Genomic DNA, 21,967 nt, shown 5'->3' on the forward strand with positions numbered 1-21,967 from the left:
TTCAGCATTCCCGGCCAAAACGTTACGTAAATGCGTTATTTCTTTTTTGGCAAACCTACCTTCGGTAGGCTCATTTTTCCGGGCATATTCCCGAACGAATTCACGAGCTTTTTAAGCAATTCGAAGTATAACGTGACATAAAGCACCAGGGTCATGATCCAGATCATCAGCACATTGAACCAATACGTGCTGATCATGGCTCCCAGCAGGTTTTTGCGGGGTGCAAAGAAGTGCGCACGGTAATCCAGCAGATTGCCTGGCTGGGGGTCAAGGAATATGGGGTTGATCTGTTGCACAAGCTTCCCGTTATATTCGATGATCCTGTTCTTTTCCGAAACATTGGTTACCAGGTCGGCAAGGCTTTCGTTGTGATAGTGGTTTTTGTAGTAATTGAGGTCGTACTCCGCATCCTTGTCTGCTTCTTTGAATACGATCAGCTTTTCACGGGTGGCCACGGCCTTGTTGTAGATATCCTGGTAGAACTTCCGGTAGCCGTTGAAGTAGGCCTCGAGTTTCTTATCGAACGCGGGGGTGAATTTTTCCAGTGTCCAGGGGGTTGCCAGGTCTATACCCTCCAGCCCTTTTTTAAAGAAGTCGCCCTGAATGGTGGTCTGGATAATGCTCAGTCGCTGCTGCAATCCTTCCCTCACGGAATCACCTTTTTCGGTAATGTTCTCGGCAATGGTTTTGCGCCTTTTATCCAGCTCATCCACGAGGAATGACGAACGGAAATCCGATTGTGCTTCGATCTTGTCCAGGTCGAAATAGGGCTCCTCGTACGAATTGTATTTGAACTGGTACACAGCCATGGCTTCGTAGGCCCAGCGCGACGCCATCATATCGGCCACCACAGGCACTTTTCCCTTGGTGCTGATCACGTTGTTGAGCTTGTCGAAGCTGAACAGCAGACCGCTCAGGATCATTTGCGGAATCAGTAAAAGTGGTATTAAAACATACACGGTCACGGCCGAATTGAACGCCGACGAGATGTTCAGTCCCAGCACATTGGCCATACACGATGTGGTGAACAGCACAAACCAGAACGGCAACAGCATGCTCCACTCCACTTCCAGGATCAGGTTGCCCAGCAGCACGAAGCTGAAGGTCTGGATGGCGGAGAGGGCAAACAAGATGATGAGCTTCGAGAGCAGGTAACTGTTCCAGCTGAGGTTGAGGAACGATTCGCGCTTGAGGATCTTCCGGTCGCGGATGATCTCTTCGGCACTCACGGTAAGGCCCATGAACAACGCCACGATGATGCTCATCAGCATGAAGGCGGGCATGTTCTCGTTGAACCTGAACAGGTATTCGTGGCCACCGGGGGCGCTCTTGTATTTGATGATCAGTGCCAGGATCAGCGCCAGCATGGGACCTTCCAGCAGGTTGATGAGCAGGTATTGTTTGTTACTCAGCTTAGACAGGGTATCGCGTACGGTGAAGATCCACGTTTGCCTGGCCTTGTTCGGCAGGTTGAGGGAGTGCGGAGGCTCTTCGCGCACGTCTTCCACGCTGGTGATCTTGAACCTTTCCTTGTAGAGGTCGTACCATTGCGGCGGCGTGATCTTGCGTTTGCTGGTAGGCTGACCGTATTCATCCACAACCTTCGCCTCGATGATGTTGAAGATCTGCTCCGGGTTCACGTTACCGCAGGTCTCGCACTGGCCGCGGTTGGCGTCTACCTGGAGCGTGGATTTTTTAAAGTAGGTCACGGCTTCAACGGGAGGCCCGTAGTAGGCAGGGTATCCGCCGGTATCCATGATCACCATCTTATCGAACATCTTGTAGATGTCTGACGAAGGCTGGTGGATCACCACAAAGATGAGCTTGCCTTTGAGGGAAAGCTCTTTCAGAAGGTCGATTACATTTTCTGAGTCCCGTGACGAAAGTCCTGATGTAGGTTCATCGAGGAAAAGGATGGCGGGCTCGCGGATCAGCTCCAGGGCGATGTTCAGGCGTTTGCGCTGGCCGCCGGAGATGGTCTTGTCAAGCGCATTTCCTACGCGCAGGTCTTTGCGCTGATCGAGGCCCAGGTTCTCGAGCACCTGCATCACGCGCTCATGAAGCTGCTGCTCCGTAAAGTTGGCGAAGCACAGCTTGGCGTTGTAATAGAGGTTCTCGTATACAGTAAGCTCTTCGATGAGAAGGTCGTCCTGCGACACATAACCGATCACACCGTGGATCTTGTCTTTTTGTTTGTGCAGGTCGAAGCCGTTGATGAGGATCTGGCCCTGGGTAGGTTCCACAAGACCGGCCAGCACCATGAGCAGGGTAGTTTTACCTGCACCGCTGGCCCCCATGATACCAATGAGCTTGCCCGGTCCTTCGGCGATCTTCACGTTGCGCAGACCGATGCCACCATTGGGAAACTTCAGCTCGTCTATGGTAGCGTTGAACGACAGCTTGGTGGTTTTGAGCTCTTCGTTGAAGTTGGCTACGATGTCGCTGTAGTACAATGCGTCACCGGCCTGGGTCTTGATGGTGCTTCCGTGCGAGAACAGATAGACCCTGTTCATCTGCATGGTAAAACCATTGAGCAGGTTGAGCTCGTCGCCCAGGTACTTGGTGAAATACATTTCAACGCTTTGCACGCGCATGAAGATGAGGTCGCCATGGATATGGCCGTGCACGTGCTTGTGCACTTTCTCATCACCCGCCTTCTCGGCAGCATTCACCAGCAGTATGTCTGAGAAGTTCAGTGTACCGGCCTGGTCGCCAATCACAAAACTTTCTATGAGGTCGTATTCGTCTTTGATGATGTTAAACACCGTGGAGACAGTGTTGATGATCTCCCTGCGCTGCGGAGAGAAGTTCTTGTCTGATCCTACCAGCTCGAGCAGCTTGATCAGCACAACCACTTTTTGTTTCTGGGTGAGGGTCTTGTTGATCTTTTTACAGATCCCCAGGGTTTTTACGGAGTCTTTTACAGAGGTGAGCTTGGTCCTGCCATCGTCTTCGTCAGCCTTTCCGTAACCCGAGAACTGGTCATAGAGGTCCAGGTATTCTTTTACAGAATCCTGGTCGAGCTCTGTTTGAAAAAAGGTGATTACATACTGGCGTTCTTTCGCGGTAACCCCGCCATCCTGCTTGGTAATAATGGCAAAAAGCTGGGTTAGGGCTTTGAGAATTTCCTCACTCATGTTTCAGGCAGGTTGGGCTAAAAATAGTTGATAAAGGTATTAAAAAATGCCGGTTACCTTCCAATTTATTATTGCTTAATAAAACCGGGAGGTAACCGAATGTGTAAGAGAATCCCTTTTCTTAGTACGTTTTAAACTCGAAAGGTATTTCTACGAGTTCAGAAAATTCCTGGCCAGCTTCTTCCATATCTTCATCGTCTTCATGAAAATACCAATGGATCTTCATGCCTTTGATATCCTCCAGTGCAGAGAGAACATCGAGGATCAGTTTGGAAGACGCGGTGTTGAAATATTCAAGCTTGAAGACGAAATCTGTTGAAGGGTTTGCTTCGCTGCCGTATTTGGCAATCCACTCCAGCACGGGCCTGTAAAACTCCGCTGAATCTTCCGGCAGTGATCGTCCTGAGATCTCAAAGATCCCATTCTTTTTATCGAGGATTATTTTGGGTGTATCTTCTGTTCCTTCGAGATTTAAGATTTCCATGGTATTATACGCTTTATTGTTTCAACATTTATAATTTATTCGGTTGCCTCTCTGGGTACATTAACCTTCAGGCTGAAAAAGCAGTACTCTGCTGACATTTCGGGGAATTCGAACTCCAGCTTGCCACCTGATTTTCTTGCCATATCTACAAACCCTAAACCTGCTCCGCCTTTTTCAGAGATCGTGGTGTTCTTGATGATCTCCTTGTACAATTCTTTCAGTCCCTCTTTGTCAAGTGCGTTGATCTTCTCCAGGCTTTCTTTCAGCTTGGGGATGTTCACCTTGCGGATGGGGTTGCCTGACATGATGGTGTACCTGTTGGCTTCCCGGCCTATGAGAAAGATCGCTGCATGGCTCCGCGTCTGGCCATCCACCAATTCATCACTGTGTTTCACAATATTCTGAAGCGATTCAACCATCACATTAAACACCTTACGCTTGATGTTTGATTCTTCTCCCGATGAATCAATGTTACGCTCGGCCATGGCCAGAATCGACTTCGTGGTCTCCTGGGTGAAGTCACCCTGGTAAACCAGAATCAGGTTCTGTGACATCATGGTGCGGTGCAGGTCATAGATAAATTTCATGTGTCAAAAAGGGATTTACAGTTTGTAGTTTGCTAAGTTATAAGTTTTTAACTAAACCACATGGGGCTAAAGCCAGTGTTGTGGGGTTAAAATTTAATTCCGATCAATAGTACATCATCTGTTTGTTTGGTCTCGCCGCGCCAGTTCTCCCATGCCTGATCGAAGATGCGTACGGCTTCCTGCATGGGCAACGTGTGAACCTGTTCGATGATCTCACGTGTCTTCTTAGGACCGAACTTCCTTCCTTCCGGACCGCCGAACTGATCGGGGAAACCATCAGAGCTGAAGTAGATCGAATCGCCTTTGCCCATCTTGATCTTCGTGTTGGTAAAGTTAGTTTGGTTCTTAAATATACCTCCGCCGATGGGGAATTTATTTCCTTTCACCTCTTCCATTGCGCCGTTCTTCATAATGTACAGCGGCCTGTGCGCGCCGGCGTATTCAACTTCTGAGGTGGCCACGTTGATCTTACACAACGCGATGTCCATACCGTCTTTCGTTGTTGAGTCTTCGTCCTGGCGCAGGGTGGTAGTAACACCTTCGTCGAGCAGGTCGAGGATTTTGCCGGGCTCGGTGATCTTACGGCTTCGTACGATATCGTTGAGCAGGAAGTAACCGATGAGCGAAAGCATGGCGCCCGGAACGCCGTGACCTGTACAATCCACCGCCGCGATGAAGATCTCGTCTTTGATCTGCACAAACCAGGGGAAGTCACCCGATACCACGTCGCGGGGTTTGTAGAGGATGAACGAATCGGGCAGTGCGCGGTTGATCAACCGTGTGTTGGGCAGGATCGCCGTCTGGATCCGTTTCGAGTAGTTGATACTTTCTGTGATCTTCTTGTTCTTGTTCTGGATCTCGAGCTCGATCATCTTGCGCTCGGTGATGTCGTGCGATACGACCAGCACGGATTCGAGCTTTTCCGATTCGTCGAACTCGGGGATCGCATTCACCTGCATCACACGTTTGCCCATCTCCGAAGGGAAGTCCATCTCGGTGGCAACTTTGGCGTTGGTGGCGTTCACCTGCTCTACGATGCTGAGCCAGCCTTCCAGGATCACGTTGTCGAGCTCGGTCTCTTTTGCTTTTTTGTTGAGGAAGCTCTCCGGCGCCTTGCCCGTATACGCTTCGATCACCGGGTTGATGTAAGAGATAGAGCCATCTTCGAGACGGGTGATGAGGTCAGGCGAGTTTTCTGACAGCGCCTGCATCTTGCTTCGCATCCGCTGCTCCTGCTCTGCTCTTCTCCGTTCGGTGATGTCGCGTGAGTTGAGGATGTATCCGTGAATGACGCGGTTAGACATGAAGTTGGTACCCAGCGATTCGATCCAGATGTAACTTCCGTCTTTGGCCTTGTATTCGTATTGTACCGTGATCTTCGTATCAGGACTTTCTTTCATCTTGCGGAAGAACTCCTTGTACGTGTTGCGGTAGTCGGGGTGTACTTTATCGATGTCGCTCTTGCCGATCAGCTCTTTCTGTCCGTAGCCGAGAATGCTTTCCACAGACGGCGACATGTAGCGGATGCTTTCGTCTTCTTCGTAAATGGTGATAACCTCAGAGGCGTTCTCCAGCAGGAGCTGCATACGTTTCTGGGTCCTGTTCACTTCTTCGATCTGTTCTTCGAGCTTCTGGTTGGAGCGTTGCAGCTCTTCCTGCGTGGCCTGCATTTCTTCGGCATTCTGGCGCAGTACTTCCTGCTTTTCCTTGAGCTCGTTACTCATCTCCTGCGATTCTGCCAGCAGCCTGCGGGTGCGTTCGTTCACCTTGATGTTGAAGATGGTACGGGCGAGGATCAAGCTCAACTCCTGCACGAATTTCACCTGCGAAGGATCGAACTTTTTGAAACCTGCGAACTCCAGCACACCGTAAACTTCTTCGTTGGTGATCAGCGGCACGATGAGGATACAGCTGGGGCGCTGATCGCCGAGAATACCGGAGGTGATGGTAACATATTCATCGGGGATCTCGGTGCGCATCACGGTATCTTTTTCGGCAGCAGCCTGGCCCACGAGGCCTTCGGCAAACCTGAATTTCGCTTTCAGGTATTTCCTACGTCCGTAGGCATAGCTGGCGCGCATCTCGATGAGCTGCTTTCCATACTCGTCTTCATTCACCACATAGAATGCACCCTGGATGGCGCCGATCTTGTCGATGATGAATTTGATCACGTCTTCTCCCAGGTCATCGATCGCGTCGTGCATCCTGAGGATCTCACTGATCTCGGCCACACCGCGTACGATCCAGTTGCGTTCCTTGTCCCTGCGCTCGTTCTCGATGAGGTTGTTGCGCATGTTGATCAGCGACATCCCCAGCAGGTCGTTATCACTGGCGGGTTTGAAAGCTGTATCATATTTGCCTTCGCCGATGCGTTGGGCGAACTCTGCGTTTCCTTTCAGCGTGTACACCAGCTCGTCCACTTTAGAGCCCATCTGGCCGAACTCGTCGCTTGTATGCTTGATCGAGTTCTCCGGCAGCATGCCCTGGGCCACCATGCTCAGCTTGTTGCGCATGGCGTACAGCGGACGTGTGATGGAGCGGGAGAGGGTCATCGCCAACAGCGTGGTGAGCGCTACAATGCAAAGCCCTGCGTAGGTCAGTGTGTTGATCACCGTGTTGGTCTCGCCATTGGCTTCGGCGGCGTCTATTTTGGCTACCAGCACCAGGTTGGCGTGGTCAACGGTTCTGGCTACTTCCAGCACCGAGGTGTTGGCATAGTCTGTTACCTCGGGGGCCAGCGGTTTGTTATCAATGGCTCTTTTGATGTTGGCAACCACTCTGTCGTTCTGGCTGAAGGTGGTAACGGTTGCCTTCTTGCGCAGCGGGCTCACGTAGGCGATGTTGCCGTTGAGCGGATTGTATTGGGCCAGCAGCACCTCACCGGTCTCACCCAGGCCATGGCGGTCTTTCAGCACATCAAAACCTTTGCTCAGGTTCAGCCTCACGATGAGCAGCTTGTTGCCTGCGGCGGTGGTGATAGGAGCGCCTGCGTATGTATGGAATCCTAATGAGTCGGTGCGGATGGTGCTGAAGTAGATGCCTTTCTGGGCTTCAGCGAAGAGCGCGCCGTCGGGATCGAGAAAGTTGCCTGATTTGCCATCGGTTGAGGTAATGATGCTTCCGGTGGGGGAAGTGATCAGGATCTGTTCAAATCCAAAGTTGTCTTTCTGTTTTACCAGGAAATCTTTCAGGGGATTGCCGCCATTACCTTCCGGCGCTGCGCCAGTTGTTTCTTCCGCTGATTCATCGGGCGCTTCACCCGATGTTGCCTCAGTGCTTTCCGTGGGAGCGTCTGCCACCATCATCGCCATAAGGTCTCCGCCTTCAGCCGGCGCAGGGGTGGAGGTGCCGCCTGACTTGATCGTCTCGGCCTCCTGCAGCACCTGGATCTTGGCTACATACTTTTCAAGGTAAGTGCTGAAATATCCTGCGCGGTTATCGGCCACCACGCCCAGGTTGGTAACATACTTCTCCTGGTTAGCCTTCCTGATGTAGTCGTAGGTAAAAAAGCTTATGGTTGTCACTGCCACGAGCGACAGGAGCAGTATAAGGAGGGTGATCTTTGTGCTTATGTTGATACTTTTCATCATGACCTTTCTCGCCAATGGGGTTTATGCTTACTTGCCTGAAACTCTGTCTGCTATCAATTGAGCGGAATCCTCTACAAACTTGCGCTGGTGTTCATTGAGCGGGGAGAAGGAAGCGATCTCCATCACGCCGGTCACCTGCTCCTGCTTTTTGAGGGATACGATGAGCAGGTATCGCGGAGAGGCGCTGCCCAGTCCTGAAATGATCTTCACATATCCTTCGGGGATATCATCCACGTACAATGTTTTTCCTGAGGCGCCGGCCTGGCCGATGAGACCTTCGCCGATCTCGTAGCTGATCACGGTACTTTCTGCGATGGCCAGGGCATAACCTGCCTTGAGCTCGAACGTACGTTTGCCTTCTTCTTCTTTCAGCGTATAAACAGCACCCTGCCCGGCGTCGAGCTGCTTGCAGATGGCGTGCAGTCCTGCCTGGATGATCGTCTTTTCGGTGCCGCCCTGCCTGAGGCTGTCTTTCACGTTGTCTAGCGAGATGGTAGCCTTGTCGGTGTCGCTGCGGTTTCCGTCGGCATCGGTTGTGTCGGTCTGCTTATCGCGGAACACCACCACTTCGTTCTTGTAAGTGAGCGCATGCCACACGGTGAAGGCGCCGATCAAAAAGGTGATGCCCGGAACAAGATAGACGTTGAACAATGCGGGATGCCCGTCTGAGATCATGAGGTTATAGGGCAGCCGGTAGATCTGATAGATGGAAGCCATAATTCCTACCAGGAAAAGCGCAGCCATGAGGAGGCTCAGCTTATAGCGATCTTTAAACAGGTCAATCATCTGTATTGCTTGTCAAGTTCTTTGAAAAATTCAACGATCTGGTCTACCCTCAGCACATGGTCGATCTTGGTGGCGGCCAGCGCTGCCTTGGGCATGGTATCGATCATACATTCGGTGGGCTCCTGAACAATGGTCAGTCCGCCTTTCTCATGGATGGCCCTCATACCTTGCGCGCCGTCGCGGTTGGCACCTGAGAGCAGGATGCCGATCAGCTTTTCTTTGTACACAAAGCCACAGGTGCTCAGGGTGATGTCAATAGCAGGCCTGGAGTTGTTGACCATCTCTTCGGTTGACAGTGCGAAATAATGTCCGAGCTCTACTGACATATGATAGTTGGCCGGTGCCAGGTAGACACCACCCTTTTTTATATTTTCCTTATCGTGTGGTTCGGTCACCTGCACAACGCTTTTGATGGAGAGCGCTTCCACGAATCCATTACGCACGTGCTTGAGTCTGTGCAGGCACATGATAATGGGCAACGGGAAACCCTTTGGCAGTTGCGACAGGATCTTCACCATACCCTGGAAGCTGCCCGCTGACCCTCCTATAACAACGGCTTTGAAGCTGTTATTTAAGTTGTATTTGTTCATGCGCCGTGACAGCTACCCTTTAATCCTTTATTTTCTTATAAATTTTTTCTTCGTTGTTCACCACAATGAAGCGGTTCGCATAATCGCACCAGATCAGCGACTCTTTCGAGCCGATGGCCAGGTAGCCGTACTTGAACAAGCTTTCGTGGAATTTCTTGAGCACCTCGTTCTGCAAAGACTGGTTGAAGTAGATCATCACATTGCGGCACAGCACGAGGTCGAACTTATTGAAGATCTCACCCAGCACGAGGTCATGTTTCCTGAACGACACGTTGGCGAACAGCTCGCGGTTGAAGATGGCGTTGCCGTTCTCCTCCCGGTAGTAATCTTTCAGCGATGATGCCGACCCCTGGAACCGGATGTAATTTTTTTCATTCAGTTCCATATTTTTAATGGGATACGTCGCCGTCTTCGCCCGTTCGAGAATATTCACGTCAAGGTCTGTGGCGATCAGGGTCACATCCTGCAGGATCCCCATCTCTTTCAGCATGATGCACATGGTGAGCACTTCCTCGCCCGAGGAGCAGCCCGCATGCCAGATCTTGAACTGTTTGTGGTTAAGCATGATGGCCGGAATGATCTCTTCCCGCATCACCCGCCAGAAGCTGGGGTCGCGGAACATCTCCGTAACGTTTACCGTAAGCTCGTCGAGGAATTCATTGATGAATACAGGAGTATCCGTAAGCTTTTTGAGCAGGGTGTCTACCGTGAGCTTCTTGAGCTCCATGATGCGCAGCACACGCCTTTTAAAGGATGACATGGCATAGTTCCGAAAGTCATAATTGTACTTTTGGTGGATGAGTTCAGAAATACGTTTCAGATCAGCAATGTCAATGTCCTGCATGAAAGGGGGCATTTTAAAAACCCAAAGTTAATTTTCAATCTGCCGTCTCTGAAGGTATTTTGGCGTAAATATTACATATGTTCATCCGCCTTGTACCCTGCTCATTTTCGAGGAAAATGAATTTAGGCATTTTGTGCTAAATAGCTGAAAAAAAAGCATTTATAACAACTAAACCCGGGATTATTATAAACTCACAGGGGCCTGCCAAAATTTTTCAGGCAGGGGGGTGCAAGTTCAAACACTTAAAATTATATTTGGCAAGTTGCAATCGATCTGATAAGCCCGCCTGATTGATGGCTCACACATATTCGTTCATAATATGGTAAAGCAATTCATCGTACAATGCCTCTTTTTTCAAAGTGATGAAAAAATGCATAAGCTCTTCGGAGCGCTGAGCTGGCTCAGTATCATGCTGTTCATTTATGCCGTGGTCAACCTCTTGCAGACCTGGCAATAGCAAGGTGAGTCTGTGAATTGTCTATTTGCCAGGGAATTCTTCCTGCGCAATGCGGAGCGCTTCTAACTGGAACCTCAGTGTTTTTTCAACTTCTTCCGCCAGCGCCCAGTCTCCGGTCTTCGCGGGCTTCTGTGCCAGCTTGCTTTCAAGGTCCCTGAGCTGCTGCGTGTAGTGGTGCTCTTTCTGTGTAAGCTCTCCTTTGATGCGTTGGAGCTCTTCCACCTCTCCGGGCCGCGATTGATTGCGTTCAAGATCCTGAATGCGCGAGATATAATCGCGCTCCTTGCGGGCCATCTCCTCTTGTGTTGCCTGCAGCTCTTCCATGTTCTGCCGCATCTCCTCTTCCTGAGCCTTCATCTGCTCGGCCTGCATCTGGAATTGTCCGATGAGGTCGCGGTTCTTCTGGGCCGCCTTCACCGAGGCCAACGTTGACGCTATTGTTTCCGCGAGCTTCTCCACAAAAGCGATCTCGTGCTGCTGATAAGCTTTGAACGAAGCCAGCTCCACGATGCCGTATACCTGCTTGTCTACCTTGAGCGGAACCATCACCAGGGCGTTGGGATTGGCATCGCCGAGACCCGATGTAATGCGGATGTACTCTTCGGGTATTTCCGTGAGCAGGGTTGTTTCTTTTTCGAGGAAGGTCTGGCCGAGAATACCTTCTCCCAGCCTGATCTTCTGTTTGTTGAACTTCTTGTTATCGAAAGCGAAGAGCGAGATCAGCTCCAGGTATTTATTGTGCTCGTCCTCATCGTTGAGAATGTACAAACCGCCCTGGTTGGAACCGGTGTATTGCACCAGCGCCGAAATGATCTTGTCACCCAGCGTGCTGATGTTGTCATTGGACGAACGGAGTATGTCGACGAATTTGGTAAGCCCTTCGTTGGCCCACTGTCTGCGTTGCTCGTCCACGTTCATGTCTTTCAGCTTCTGCTGCATGGAGATGAGCGAGTCGGCCAGCTTGTTCCTGCCCTGGGCATACTGGCTGTCGAGGTTCTTGTAATCGAAATCGAGCTTGCCCTCGCCGATGGCCACCACAAAATCGGTGGCGTCTTTGAGCTGCTCGAGCACCTCGTTCACTTCGTGGGTAAGGCTGCCGATCTCGTTGGCCGGATAGGTGAAATTCTGATGTTGGTTCAACGTATCTTGTTCGAGACGTTTCACAGGCTTCAGCACAAACCTGTTGAACAGGTAGAAAAGTCCGGCGAGCAATATGAGATCCGAGAAGATGAAGACAAACACCCAGGTCTCCACGGAATCTTTTTTCCGGTCGGCCTCATCGGTCAGGTCTATCTCGAGTCTTTTATACCAGTTGCTCAGCGTAAGCCAGTGCGCGGGTATGAGCATTTTAGCTTTTGCCTGGTCTGCCTGTGTGACCTGGGCTGCGGAGTCGGTTGTTGCCGTGGACTGATCGAGGATCACGGTGAGCACATCGCCGCGGTATTTCTTCCACGACTCCTGCAGCTGATCGTACGTGATCTTCGGAAGCCTCGACAGGGGTTTCAGGAAAACATCGGTGCCATCCATCCTTCCGCCTTCGCCCAGGACCTTCAGCGCATGGTCCTGCTCATCGAGCTTCGACGCAATTTCGGTAGCAAGGTGCTGCTGGCCGCTCAGGTATTCCTGCATGAGCAACGCGATCTGCTGCCCGGCCAGTTGGGCGCTCCGGGCATAGTCTTTCTTCTCCTCGACTTCTTCCAGCACCTCGATCTTATAACGGATGATCACATACTCGCCGAGTAAAATGAAGAACATGCCCGCCAGCAGGTAAAGCGCTGAGCGTTTTAATGACCTGTTTTTAAAGATCCGGATCATGAAAGTATTGACGATTTGAGGACTCCTGTGCTTGTTTATAGCAGCGCAGCTTTAATTCAGCAAGCTACTTAAATTTGGACCATGATTTACAGGATTTAAGGATTTACTGGATGCCTTTTTTGTCGCTAACCTCATCGACGTAAGTATTTGACCAGGATTGACCAGGATTGAGCAGGATTAAAGGATTTACTGGATTGCCGGGATTGACTCACCATCCTTACTACTTAATTCTTACTCCTTACTCCTTCTTCTGACTTCCTTTGCCCGCCGAAGCTAGCGAAGGAGGAGGCGCGGGTGATAGCGTAGGAGGGTGACTTCTGATTTCAATGTTTTTCGTGATGCTCAAGACTGGCCTTGGTGAAGCTGAACGGTAGAAGCGATTCGGCAGAGGGAGCTTTCACCCACTTGTGTTCCTGGTTTTGCATGATCACCTCGATCAGTTTTTCCTGGCGTTGCTCGAACTCCAGCATCACCTGCCGGCAGGGGCCGCACGAGGTGGCGGGCAGGGTTTCTTTGCCTCCTTTGCGTTTGGCTACCACGGCGATCTTGGTGATCTTTTTCTCAGGATGCAATGCTGCCGCGGCAAACAGCGCAACACGTTCGGCGCACATGCCCGATGGATACGCTGCGTTCTCCTGGTTCGTTCCCGTAACGATGGTACCGTCTTCCAGCAGCACCGCCGCGCCCACTAAAAACTTGGAGTAGGGCGCATAGGCGTGACCGGTGGCATCTTTGGCCTTGTGGGTAAGATATTTCGACTCCAGGTCAAGGTCTTCCAGGTGATCGACAATGATGAAATTATTCATAAAAAAGGGTCCCGGTGAGGGAATCTAAGTTATTCATTTCAGAGGGATTCTACATGAAAAAGTTTTCGTTTACTTTGCCGCCATGAGAAATATCCTGGTGCTCGGAGCTGGCCGCTCATCCTCATCCCTGATCTCGTACCTGCTCAACCACGCACAGGCAGGTGACTGGCACGTTACCGTCGGAGATTTTGCAGCGCAGGCCGCAGCAGAAAAAGTACAAAATCATGCCCGCGGCAGATCGATCCGTTTCGATATCAACGATGTGGAGGCGAGCGCTGCTGCCATTGCGGAAGCCGACGTTGTTGTCTCGCTTCTGCCCGCACACCTGCATCCCCTCGTAGCATCACACTGCCTCGCCCTGGGGAAACATCTTCTCAATGCCAGCTATGTGTCGGCGGAGATGAAAGGTTTTCATGCGGAAGCCGTTTCCAAAGGACTACTTTTTCTCAATGAGTGTGGCCTCGATCCGGGCATCGATCACATGAGCGCCATGCAGGTGATTGATCGCATCCGCGAAACAGGAGGCAGGTTAACTTCTTTTGAGTCGTTTACCGGAGGACTGATCGCCCCTGAAACCGACCCGGACAACCCGTGGCGTTACAAGTTCACCTGGAACCCGCGCAATGTGGTGATGGCCGGGCAGAGCACTGCCAAATACCTGCAGGAAGGAAAATACAAGTACATTCCCTATCAGCAGTTGTTCAAACGCATCACGCCCGTGCAGGTGCCGGGCCACGGAAACTACGAAGGTTACGCCAACCGCGATTCACTGAAATACATCGATACGTACGGACTTGCAGACATCAGGACCATGCTGCGCGGAACACTGCGCAACAGCGGTTTTTGTGCCTCCTGGAATTTGTTTGTGCAGCTCGGATGCTGTGACGATACTTATGAGATGGAAGGCGTGGACAAGATGACCCACCGAAGTTTCATCGACTCATTCCTCGAAGACCGCGGTTCCGTGCCGGTAGACCAGAAGTTGTGCGAACGGTTCGGTCTCGCTGCCGATGCTGCCGAGATCCGAAACCTGCGCTGGTCAGGACTTTTCAGCGACGCGCCCGTGGGCCTGAGCAAAGGAACTCCGGCGCAGGTGCTGGAGCACATCCTCAACAAAAAATGGAAGCTCGACCCGGCCGATAAAGATCAGATCGTGATGTGGCATCGTTTTGTGTATGAGCACCAGGGCAAGCGGAAGCAGATCCAGTCATCGCTCGTGGCCACCGGTACAGATTCAGTTCACACAGCGATGGCACAGACAGTAGGCCTGCCGCTGGCGATCGCAGCGAGGTTGCTCATGCAAAAGAAGATCGCCGCGAAAGGTGTGGTGATCCCCACTACGCGTGAATTCTACGAGCCGGTGCTCGCTGAGCTGCAACAGCTCGGCATTGTGTTCAGCGAAGAATAATCTAGTAAACATATCGGGAATACGCTGCCTGTACAATCTTGCTGAACAGGGGGTAAATCTTACATCTGCTTGTTGTGACGGTTTCAAAAAGGTAAATTGACTTACCCTCCATTGGCCCCATTTCTGCTTAATAGCCGTCTAACTAACCAAATGTTGTGATATGAAGAAAATTACCCGAACGTTTCTGCTTGCGGTGATGTGTACGTATGCCGTTGCCGTATTTGCACAGCCCAAAACTGCTCCGGCGTGGTCGGCAAAATTCAAAAGCCCGATCAACTGGCAGCGGGTTCATTCCCTCGGTTACCTCATTGTAAGCACCAATGACGGACTGTATGGTGTGAATCCAGGCGATGGAAAAATCCTTTGGGAAAATAAAAATTACCCGGCATTGAGCGCCGATCGTTTTCAGGAAGTGGACGGCACGGAGTTCGTCTCCATTTCTTTTCTGACTGACAAAAGCTCCACCATCCCCATGCAGGCCATCATCGAAGTGGTGGGCGGCAAAGTGTTGTTCGATTCGCAGAAAGAGCAGATCGGTGTGCTGAGCCGCCACGTGTTGCCTTCGTCCGGCAGGTTGCTGGTGATCGGCGTACGCCCCAACACGTTATCGGCTTCGCTTTTCATGTACGAGATCGCTTCAGGCAAACAGTTGTGGGCCAATGATGATCTCTTCAAGGCAGATCAGGCCGGTGGCAAGGGATTGCTCGGAAAACTCCAGGCCATGGGGCAACAGCTCAGCAATCTTCAGTCGCTCACCAGCGAGCCCGTTGAGCTCCAGGATCAGAGTATGATCATCACCCATCCGAACTATGTGATCAGGCTGAATTCAGGCGATGGCAAAGTACTCTGGAAGAACAGCATACAACCTTCCAAACGCGGCCAGGTATACTTTTCACCTTTCAAGAAGAATGTTGTGTATATAGGAACGGAAGTGGAGTCGGAAACAGGTTCAGGATTCACGACAACGTCTTCATCCAACAATAAGGAACCGCAAAAATTTTACACCAATCTTTATTATGCGTTTGATCTGGCTTCAGGCAATGCGTTGTGGAAAGAACCCGCCAAGGAAAATGACAAGCTGAACCAGGTGATCATGCACGAGAAGGGGATCATCATCTGCCCTCGCTCATCGCAGAAGCCTACCATCAACCTGGTAGATTACGAGACCGGAAAAACCATGTGGGGTAACAAAGGCAAAGGCGTGAAAGCGCAAGGCAGCGTGGTGAGCTATATTACCACAGAGAAAGGTATTCTCATCACTACAGCTTTCGACAATGCGTGGAACAACAAAGCCGAAGAGTATTACCTCAACCTGCTCGATCCCAACACCGGTACGTTGAAATTCGAAAAATCTGTGAAGCTGAAAGGTGACCTGGTGCGGTCGGAGATGGTGCCCAAGGGTTTGCTGTTCATCACCACACGCGAAGTGAACATTCTTGACACCAACACGGGAAGCCTGCTGTGGGGCAATTCGATCGAGGCGGGTACGTCTCTTACGGGTGAAAAGGTACGTCCGTTCCCCACCGGATCGAAGGGAGATAAGCTGTATGTCTTTTCTTCGAAAGAAGACGGTTTGTTCGAGATCGACAAGACCACCGGTATTTTCAGGAAGATGACCAGCACGAAAGTTGAATTCGGTGGCAAGGAGCTGCCGAAGGCTATCGATGTCGTTGCTGATGGCGTGCTGCTGTATTCTGATCAGAACGTTTTGAAATTCGGTTTCGATGGATTGCTGAAGTACAGCAAGTACTATCCGGCACCCCGTCAGCCGGCGCTGGTGCGGGCCTTGCTGATGGCCGAGGCGGTGCGTGCGGCCTATATCGGTGCTGCGGCGTCAGCTTACTCGGCAGCGTTTGCCCAGGCATCGGCCCAGACCAACGATGCTGCCGGCAAGGCAATGGGACAAGAGCTTTCGAAAGGGTTCGGCCAGTTGGGACAAGCCGGTTTTGCGTACTCGTCACGGGCGCTGAAAGAGTTTAATGCGCGTTACAAGGCTTCGCAGAACACCCCGAATTTTGTGATGATGATGACCACCCAGGAGAAGAAAGGCAACCAGCTGATCCAGGTGAACAAAACGAATGGCGAGGTCGCCAGCGCCGTGGATATCAAAAACGATAAGGAGCCCGAGTATGATGTGGACCAGATCTTCAACTACATTTATTACAGGCCAACCGCCGCGGAAATTGTCTGTTATAAATTATAAATTATAGGATGCCGGATGTTCACCGTGACCCGGAGACATGACGAATAAACTTCAAAAGGACTGTTTGCTTACAGTCCTTTTTCTCTTTCATACGCTTCATCCACCAGGAGGTCGAAGCCAGAAGCTGCCTTCACGGCCAGGTAGTCGCACCGTTCGTTCTCCGGATGGCCAGCATGACCGCGGATCCAGATGAACTTAGGCTTGTATTTTTTGTGCAGCGGGATATATCGTTGCCAGAGGTCGGCGTTGGCTTTCTTTTTAAAGTTTTGCTTCTCCCAGTTCCACAGCCAGCCTTTCTCCACGGCATTCACCACATATTCGGAATCTGAATAGATGGTGACGGGGATGCCTTGTTTCTTGATGGCTTCAAGTCCTGCGATCACGGCCAGCAGCTCCATGCGGTTGTTGGTGGTGCGGCGAAAACCTTGCGACAGCTCTTTCACGAGGTCGTTGTATTTCATCACTACGCCATAGCCGCCAGGGCCAGGGTTGCCTTGGGCAGCGCCATCTGTATAAATTCTGATCATCCGGGGAAAACGTTAGACTTGAAGATCTTTACGGCGATCGCCAGCAAGATGACGCCGAACACGCGACGCAGCACGGCAAATCCCGACTCGCCGATCACCCGTTCGAGCCAGGCGCTCGACCGCAGCACAATGTATACGATCACGAGGTTCAGCACGATGCCCGCCAGGATGTTTGCTTCCTCGTACACGGCCCGCAGCGAGAGAATGGTGGTAAGCGCACCGGCGCCAGCAATGAGTGGGAAAGCCAGCGGTACGATCGAACCCGAACCTTTGGCGTGCGGATCATCCTTGATGAGTGTGATGCCCAGGATCATTTCCATGGCAACAATGAAGATCACAATGGCACCGGCCACGGCGAAGGAAGCAACATCGAGCCCGAAGAGCTGAAGGATGGACTGCCCCAGGTAAAGGAATGAGATCATCAGCGCAGCCGAGATCAATGTGGCTTTTTCAGCCTGGATCTTTCCTTCGCGCCTGCGAATGAGGATAATAAAAGGAATGGATCCCAGGATATCGATGACCGAGAACAGGATCAGTGTTACAGAAAATATTTCCTTGAGGTTAAGCATAGGTGCAAAACTAAAACAAAAATGCCGGACTCTCATCCGGCATTTAGTCTGCATTAACTTAACCTAACTTGCTAAAACAAGACCTGGTACTGCAGCGCTACCGGCCTTTGTTATCGGATTTGGATTTGAGCCCCGATAGCTATCGGGATGAGACTAGGTCGATTCCCTGTATTTTCTCATATCTATTTTAAGGGATACAGAAAATGAGACCTGAGGCGGCAGGTGCTCATTTTCTTTTGTGTATCCTTGTTTAATTTCTATTGTAATGCTGTACACAATTCATTTGTCTTATTAATCTTCCAATACCCGGAACGTTGTTGATCGCATTCGCGGATCGCTTCGGATAAACTGCGCTGATAAAAATGTCAGGGACTACCGTTTACCCGGTAGCTTGTGCAGGCGGAATTAGCCTGGCAGGAATGATGGATCAGATAATGAAAGTGTGATGCAGCTTGAAGAGCGCTGGACGCAGATCGTAAAGTTGCGCCATCGACAGATCAGGAGTCCAATCTGTATGGACTTTATTGAGAACAAGCGTGATGTATGAAAGGTCTGCGATCTCTACGCAATGGAGAAGCTTTTCGTCTTCGCTCTCACCTTCTTTGGCAGTTTTAGTTTCTTCTAAAAAAACTGCCAGCGACAATGACCTTGAATGTTCGGCCTTGAGTGAATGCTGGTTTTTGGATGCTGCTTCGCCTCCATCGCCGGCAATGAGGGCGAGCGAAAGGAACTGAATGGAGATCAGGAGGAGAATGAATCGCATCGGACCTTTATACACTCTTGGCTGCATTAGTAAGCGCGTGGACGTATGGATAAAGATCTAAATAAAATCGGATAAAAGTCAAAAACAATCAATAATTAGCGACAGACGGCGTTTTTTTGAACTAAACAAACGATTTCAGAAATCGTTGCAGTTTTTCTATCTCCTCTTTTTTGATGGCCGGGAAATTGGCGATCCTGAAAGTGGAGGCTTTGAGCTCGCCGTAACCTTCGCCCAGCAGAAGCCCCTTCTTTTTGGCTTCCTTCTTGATGGACGTGACAACCTCCGCCGGCGCCGCTACCGGGATCACGGTAAAAGAATGCGCCGCCGTATTTTTTACAAGATGGGTCAGGTTGCTGCTGTTGCCGAAAAAATCCACCCAACGGTTGTATCGTTTCACGAGCTTTTTCTCCACGGCTTCAATGGACTTGGAGTCTTCCATCACCCGCATGAGCAGGTAAATGCCCAGCACGTTGGGCGTGAAAGGTGTTTGCCATTTACCCATCATCTCAGCCATGAAGGTGAGGCTGTTATAATGATCTCTTTCGCCGATCTTTTCAACACGCTCCATGGCCCTGGGGGAGCACACCATCACGGCGAGACCTGCAGGCAACCCGAAACACTTTTGTACGGAAGCAAACCAGATATCCGCCGCAGCGAAGTCGAGCGCAATGCCGGCCATGCTCGAGGTGGCATCTACAGCCACCAGGTGGTTGGGATTATTTTCGCTGACGAGCCTGATCGTTTCGTTGCTCACCTGCGTGCCATTGGAGGTCTCGTTCTGGGTAATGCAAATCACACCACCTTCGGCGCCAAAGCGGTACTTTTTCGGATTCACCAGCTCCTCACGCTCAAAGGGATACTGGCGCACACCTGAACAGATCCGCTTCGTGTAGTCGTACCATTTCTGGCCGAAGGATCCATTATAAAGGTGATAACTTCTCCTGGCAACCAGCGACTGTGCGATGATCTCCCAGCACTCGGTGGCCGATGAGGTAAAAAAGAGCGTGTAGTCGTCAGGTATGTTGAGCTTCTTTTTCAGCAAACCGATTGTCTTTTCAGAGATGTGCATGAACTCATCGCTGCGATGGTTGATGCTGAGGATACCTTTTTTAGCGGCCTCCTTTACGTAGCGCGGAATGTCGTCGTGGATCCTCGAAGGACCGGGATAAAAGCTGATCATGGCCGGTTATGATTTCTGGGTGGTCTCTGATTTCCGGTGAATGAGATATGTCAGCGCCAGCGCGTATCCTTCCATACCAAAGCCGGTCATCATGCCGGCACACTTGGAAGTAATGAGGCTTTTGTGCCTGAACTCTTCCCGCGCGTATACATTCGAGATGTGAACTTCTATCACTGGTGTTTTAATTCCACCGATGGCATCGTGGAGGGCTACCGATGTATGGGTATAAGCGCCTGCATTCAGAATGATGCCATCGAAGCTGAACCCCGTTTCGTGCAGCTTGTTCACCAGCTCTCCTTCTACGTTCGATTGATAGTAATGAAGCTCAACATCGGGGAACCGTTTTTTAAGCGTCTCCAAAAAATCTTCAAAGCTCTGGCTGCCATAAATGGAAGTTTCGCGCTTGCCTAACAGGTTGAGGTTGGGGCCGTTGATGATCTGGATTTTCATGACTGAAAGATAACAATAAGCGTTGAGCTTTAAGTCGGTTACTTCCCTTAACTTCGTACCTCGTACCTCGTCTTTCGTATTTTTTTATGTGGGAGCTGCAGATCAGGGACTTTAACAATTATCTGAAACTGGAACGTTCGTTGTCAGGCAATTCCGTTGAAGCTTACGTGCGCGATGTGAACAAGTTCTGGCAGTTCATGGAGATGAAACACCCGGGCATCAACGCGGTGAAAGCTTCGTCGAAGCACCTGCAGGGATTTATCGAGTACATCAACGAGCTGGGCATGAGCGCCCACAGCCAGGCCCGCATCCTTTCCGGCGTTAAAGCTTTTTACAAGTACCTGTTGTTCGAGGAGCTGATCGACAAAGACCCCACAGCCCTGGTCGAAGGGCCACGCCTCGGGCGCAAGCTTCCTGATACGCTGAGCTATATTGAAATTGAGGAGCTGTTTAAAGCCATCGATCTTTCTACCGCTGAAGGAGGCAGGAACCGGGCAATGCTGGAGATGCTTTACAGCTCCGGCCTGCGCGTGTCCGAGCTCGTGGATCTCAAGCTTACCAACATCTATTTCGATACAGGTTTTCTGCGCGTGGTGGGGAAGGGTAACAAAGAGCGGCTGGTTCCCATCGGGCGCGATGCTTTAAAATACCTGCGCATTTACCTCGAAGAGATCCGCGGCCGGTCACCACATAAGCCTGCGCAGAAAGGTTTTGAGCCTTATGCCTTTCTCAATCGCAACGGAAGGAAGCTCACCCGCGTGATGATCTTCACCATCATCAAAAACCTGGCGCTGGCCATCGGGTTAAACAAAACGATAAGTCCTCATACGTTCAGGCATTCCTTCGCCACACATTTAATAGAAGGTGGTGCCGACCTGCGTGCCGTGCAGGAGATGCTTGGCCATGAGTCGATCACTACTACGGAGATCTATACACATCTCGATCGTGACTATTTAAGACAGGTGATCACTGATTTTCATCCGAGGGGAAAAGGAGTAAGGAGCCAGGAGTAAGGAGTCAGAATGGGGGGAGTCAAGAAAACCTCTGGAGTAATGTATTGTTTTGGGGGCAGAAAATATGAAGTAAGAAAAGCGCAAAGAAAGAAATAAAAAAGGCGATGATTGTCATCGCCTTCTTTGCAGATTAAAATCCTGTTAAAATTTGAAGGTAAGACCCAGTGACAGCGGTACGTAGCCTGCTCCCAATTCGCCGTAACCAGCAACCTTGGGTGCGAAGTAGTAGCGGAAACCAGCGTGGATACCGGCTCTTACGCCACCGTCATATGCATCTACGTAACCAGAACCGGGACCATCGTAGCTGGAAACCAGGAAGCCCAGGAAACCACCACCGTAAACGTCCATCTTGTCATTGGTGATACCAAAAAGCTCGTTGAAGTGATAAGAGGCTCTTGCACCAAAGTCAATGAACCGGTATTTGTAATCATACACTGAGTAAGCCCGATTCCAGGAGGTGTGTCCAACGTAGCCACCGATACCCAGATTGTCTGTAACAGAATACTCACCGGATACCATCAGTGTCGTACCACCGGCGTAGTAGTAACCGACACCAAAGCCTGCATTCAATAAAAAATTTCCTTTCTGCTGTTGACCATTGGATGCGAACGAGAACAGTAAGGAAACGGTAGCCAGTAAAAATAATTTTTTCATGGTTAACTTTAGTTTAGTATTTCTCCGTGCGAACTTATAAAAAAACCATACTCTTTGGAAGGGCATGTAAGAGAAAGCTTCATTTCCATGGCAACAACGTTATC

General features: G+C 50.7%; 19 protein-coding genes. 4 read left to right on the forward strand and 15 right to left on the reverse strand.

Translation table 11 applies throughout. The features are described 5' to 3' along the window. Positions 1-35 precede the first annotated feature (35 nt). The 7 genes from KK083_RS05475 to KK083_RS05505 form a co-directional block, all read right to left on the reverse strand. Positions 36-3,137, reverse strand: a complete 3,102-nt coding sequence (locus tag KK083_RS05475; RefSeq protein ID WP_254161518.1) for an ATP-binding cassette domain-containing protein — start codon at positions 3,135-3,137, stop codon at positions 36-38. Between the two features lie 121 nt (positions 3,138-3,258). Continuing rightward, positions 3,259-3,621 carry a DUF1987 domain-containing protein gene (locus KK083_RS05480; protein ID WP_254161520.1) on the reverse strand — a complete coding sequence of 121 codons (363 nt, stop codon included), beginning with the start codon at positions 3,619-3,621 and terminating at the stop codon, positions 3,259-3,261. Between the two features lie 35 nt (positions 3,622-3,656). Beyond that, positions 3,657-4,208, reverse strand: a complete 552-nt coding sequence (locus tag KK083_RS05485; RefSeq protein WP_254161530.1) for a SiaB family protein kinase — start codon at positions 4,206-4,208, stop codon at positions 3,657-3,659. 86 nt (positions 4,209-4,294) lie between these two features. Then, entirely contained in the window at positions 4,295-7,813 is a 3,519-nt protein-coding gene (locus tag KK083_RS05490) for a PAS domain S-box protein (RefSeq protein WP_254161532.1), read from the reverse strand. Between the two features lie 12 nt (positions 7,814-7,825). Further along, a complete protein-coding gene (locus KK083_RS05495; RefSeq protein WP_254161534.1) occupies positions 7,826-8,584 on the reverse strand; it encodes a GAF domain-containing protein in 759 nt (252 codons plus the stop codon). Then, positions 8,581-9,174 carry a chemotaxis protein CheB gene (locus KK083_RS05500; protein ID WP_254161536.1) on the reverse strand — a complete coding sequence of 198 codons (594 nt, stop codon included), beginning with the start codon at positions 9,172-9,174 and terminating at the stop codon, positions 8,581-8,583. Before KK083_RS05500 ends, KK083_RS05495 begins: the two co-directional genes overlap by 4 nt. 19 nt (positions 9,175-9,193) lie before the next feature. After that, entirely contained in the window at positions 9,194-10,018 is an 825-nt protein-coding gene (locus tag KK083_RS05505) for a CheR family methyltransferase (RefSeq protein ID WP_254161538.1), read from the reverse strand. 319 nt (positions 10,019-10,337) lie between these two features. Between KK083_RS05505 and KK083_RS05510 the strand changes: the two genes are divergently transcribed. After that, positions 10,338-10,475 (forward strand): hypothetical protein, encoded by a 138-nt coding sequence (locus KK083_RS05510; RefSeq protein ID WP_254161540.1) that lies wholly within the window; start codon positions 10,338-10,340, stop codon positions 10,473-10,475. A gap of 21 nt (positions 10,476-10,496) precedes the next feature. Here the strand turns inward: KK083_RS05510 and KK083_RS05515 are convergent, their stop codons facing one another. Next, on the reverse strand, positions 10,497-12,290 hold the full coding sequence (locus KK083_RS05515; protein ID WP_254161541.1) for a GAF domain-containing protein: 1,794 nt from the start codon (positions 12,288-12,290) through the stop codon (positions 10,497-10,499). 323 nt (positions 12,291-12,613) lie between these two features. Continuing rightward, positions 12,614-13,096: a cytidine deaminase gene (gene cdd / locus KK083_RS05520; protein WP_254161543.1), complete on the reverse strand. Its 483-nt coding sequence runs from the start codon at positions 13,094-13,096 to the stop codon at positions 12,614-12,616. Between the two features lie 82 nt (positions 13,097-13,178). Here cdd and KK083_RS05525 point away from each other — a divergent pair, with 82 nt between their 5' ends. Continuing rightward, positions 13,179-14,504 carry a saccharopine dehydrogenase family protein gene (locus KK083_RS05525; RefSeq protein ID WP_254161544.1) on the forward strand — a complete coding sequence of 442 codons (1,326 nt, stop codon included), beginning with the start codon at positions 13,179-13,181 and terminating at the stop codon, positions 14,502-14,504. Positions 14,505-14,664: 160 nt separating this feature from the next. Beyond that, positions 14,665-16,707: an outer membrane protein assembly factor BamB family protein gene (locus KK083_RS05530; protein WP_254161546.1), complete on the forward strand. Its 2,043-nt coding sequence runs from the start codon at positions 14,665-14,667 to the stop codon at positions 16,705-16,707. Positions 16,708-16,775: 68 nt separating this feature from the next. Here the strand turns inward: KK083_RS05530 and rnhA are convergent, their stop codons facing one another. From rnhA to aroQ, 5 genes are all read right to left on the reverse strand, one after another. Next, positions 16,776-17,234, reverse strand: coding sequence for a ribonuclease HI (rnhA, locus tag KK083_RS05535; protein ID WP_254161547.1), 459 nt, complete (start codon positions 17,232-17,234; stop codon positions 16,776-16,778). Continuing rightward, the gene (locus KK083_RS05540) at positions 17,231-17,803 is read right to left on the reverse strand and encodes a MarC family protein (RefSeq protein ID WP_254161549.1); all 573 of its coding nucleotides are present in this window, start codon (positions 17,801-17,803) and stop codon (positions 17,231-17,233) included. Before KK083_RS05540 ends, rnhA begins: the two co-directional genes overlap by 4 nt. Positions 17,804-18,230: 427 nt before the next feature. Beyond that, positions 18,231-18,566, reverse strand: a complete 336-nt coding sequence (locus KK083_RS05545) for a hypothetical protein (RefSeq protein ID WP_254161551.1) — start codon at positions 18,564-18,566, stop codon at positions 18,231-18,233. A 121-nt stretch (positions 18,567-18,687) separates the two neighbouring features. Next, a complete protein-coding gene (locus KK083_RS05550; RefSeq protein ID WP_254161553.1) occupies positions 18,688-19,746 on the reverse strand; it encodes an aminotransferase class V-fold PLP-dependent enzyme in 1,059 nt (352 codons plus the stop codon). Positions 19,747-19,752: 6 nt separating this feature from the next. Then, positions 19,753-20,196, reverse strand: coding sequence for a type II 3-dehydroquinate dehydratase (gene aroQ, locus KK083_RS05555; RefSeq protein ID WP_254161555.1), 444 nt, complete (start codon positions 20,194-20,196; stop codon positions 19,753-19,755). A gap of 86 nt (positions 20,197-20,282) precedes the next feature. Between aroQ and xerD the strand changes: the two genes are divergently transcribed. Then, complete coding sequence (gene xerD / locus KK083_RS05560) at positions 20,283-21,209, forward strand: site-specific tyrosine recombinase XerD (protein ID WP_254161557.1); 927 nt, start codon at positions 20,283-20,285, stop codon at positions 21,207-21,209. A 141-nt stretch (positions 21,210-21,350) separates the two neighbouring features. Here xerD and KK083_RS05565 read toward each other — a convergent pair whose 3' ends face one another. Beyond that, positions 21,351-21,863, reverse strand: a complete 513-nt coding sequence (locus tag KK083_RS05565; RefSeq protein WP_254161559.1) for a hypothetical protein — start codon at positions 21,861-21,863, stop codon at positions 21,351-21,353. Between the last annotated feature and the right edge of the window lie 104 nt (positions 21,864-21,967).

Origin of the sequence: Chryseosolibacter histidinae (assembly GCF_018598225.1) — a bacterium.
GTDB lineage: Bacteria > Bacteroidota > Bacteroidia > Cytophagales > Cyclobacteriaceae > Chryseosolibacter > Chryseosolibacter histidini.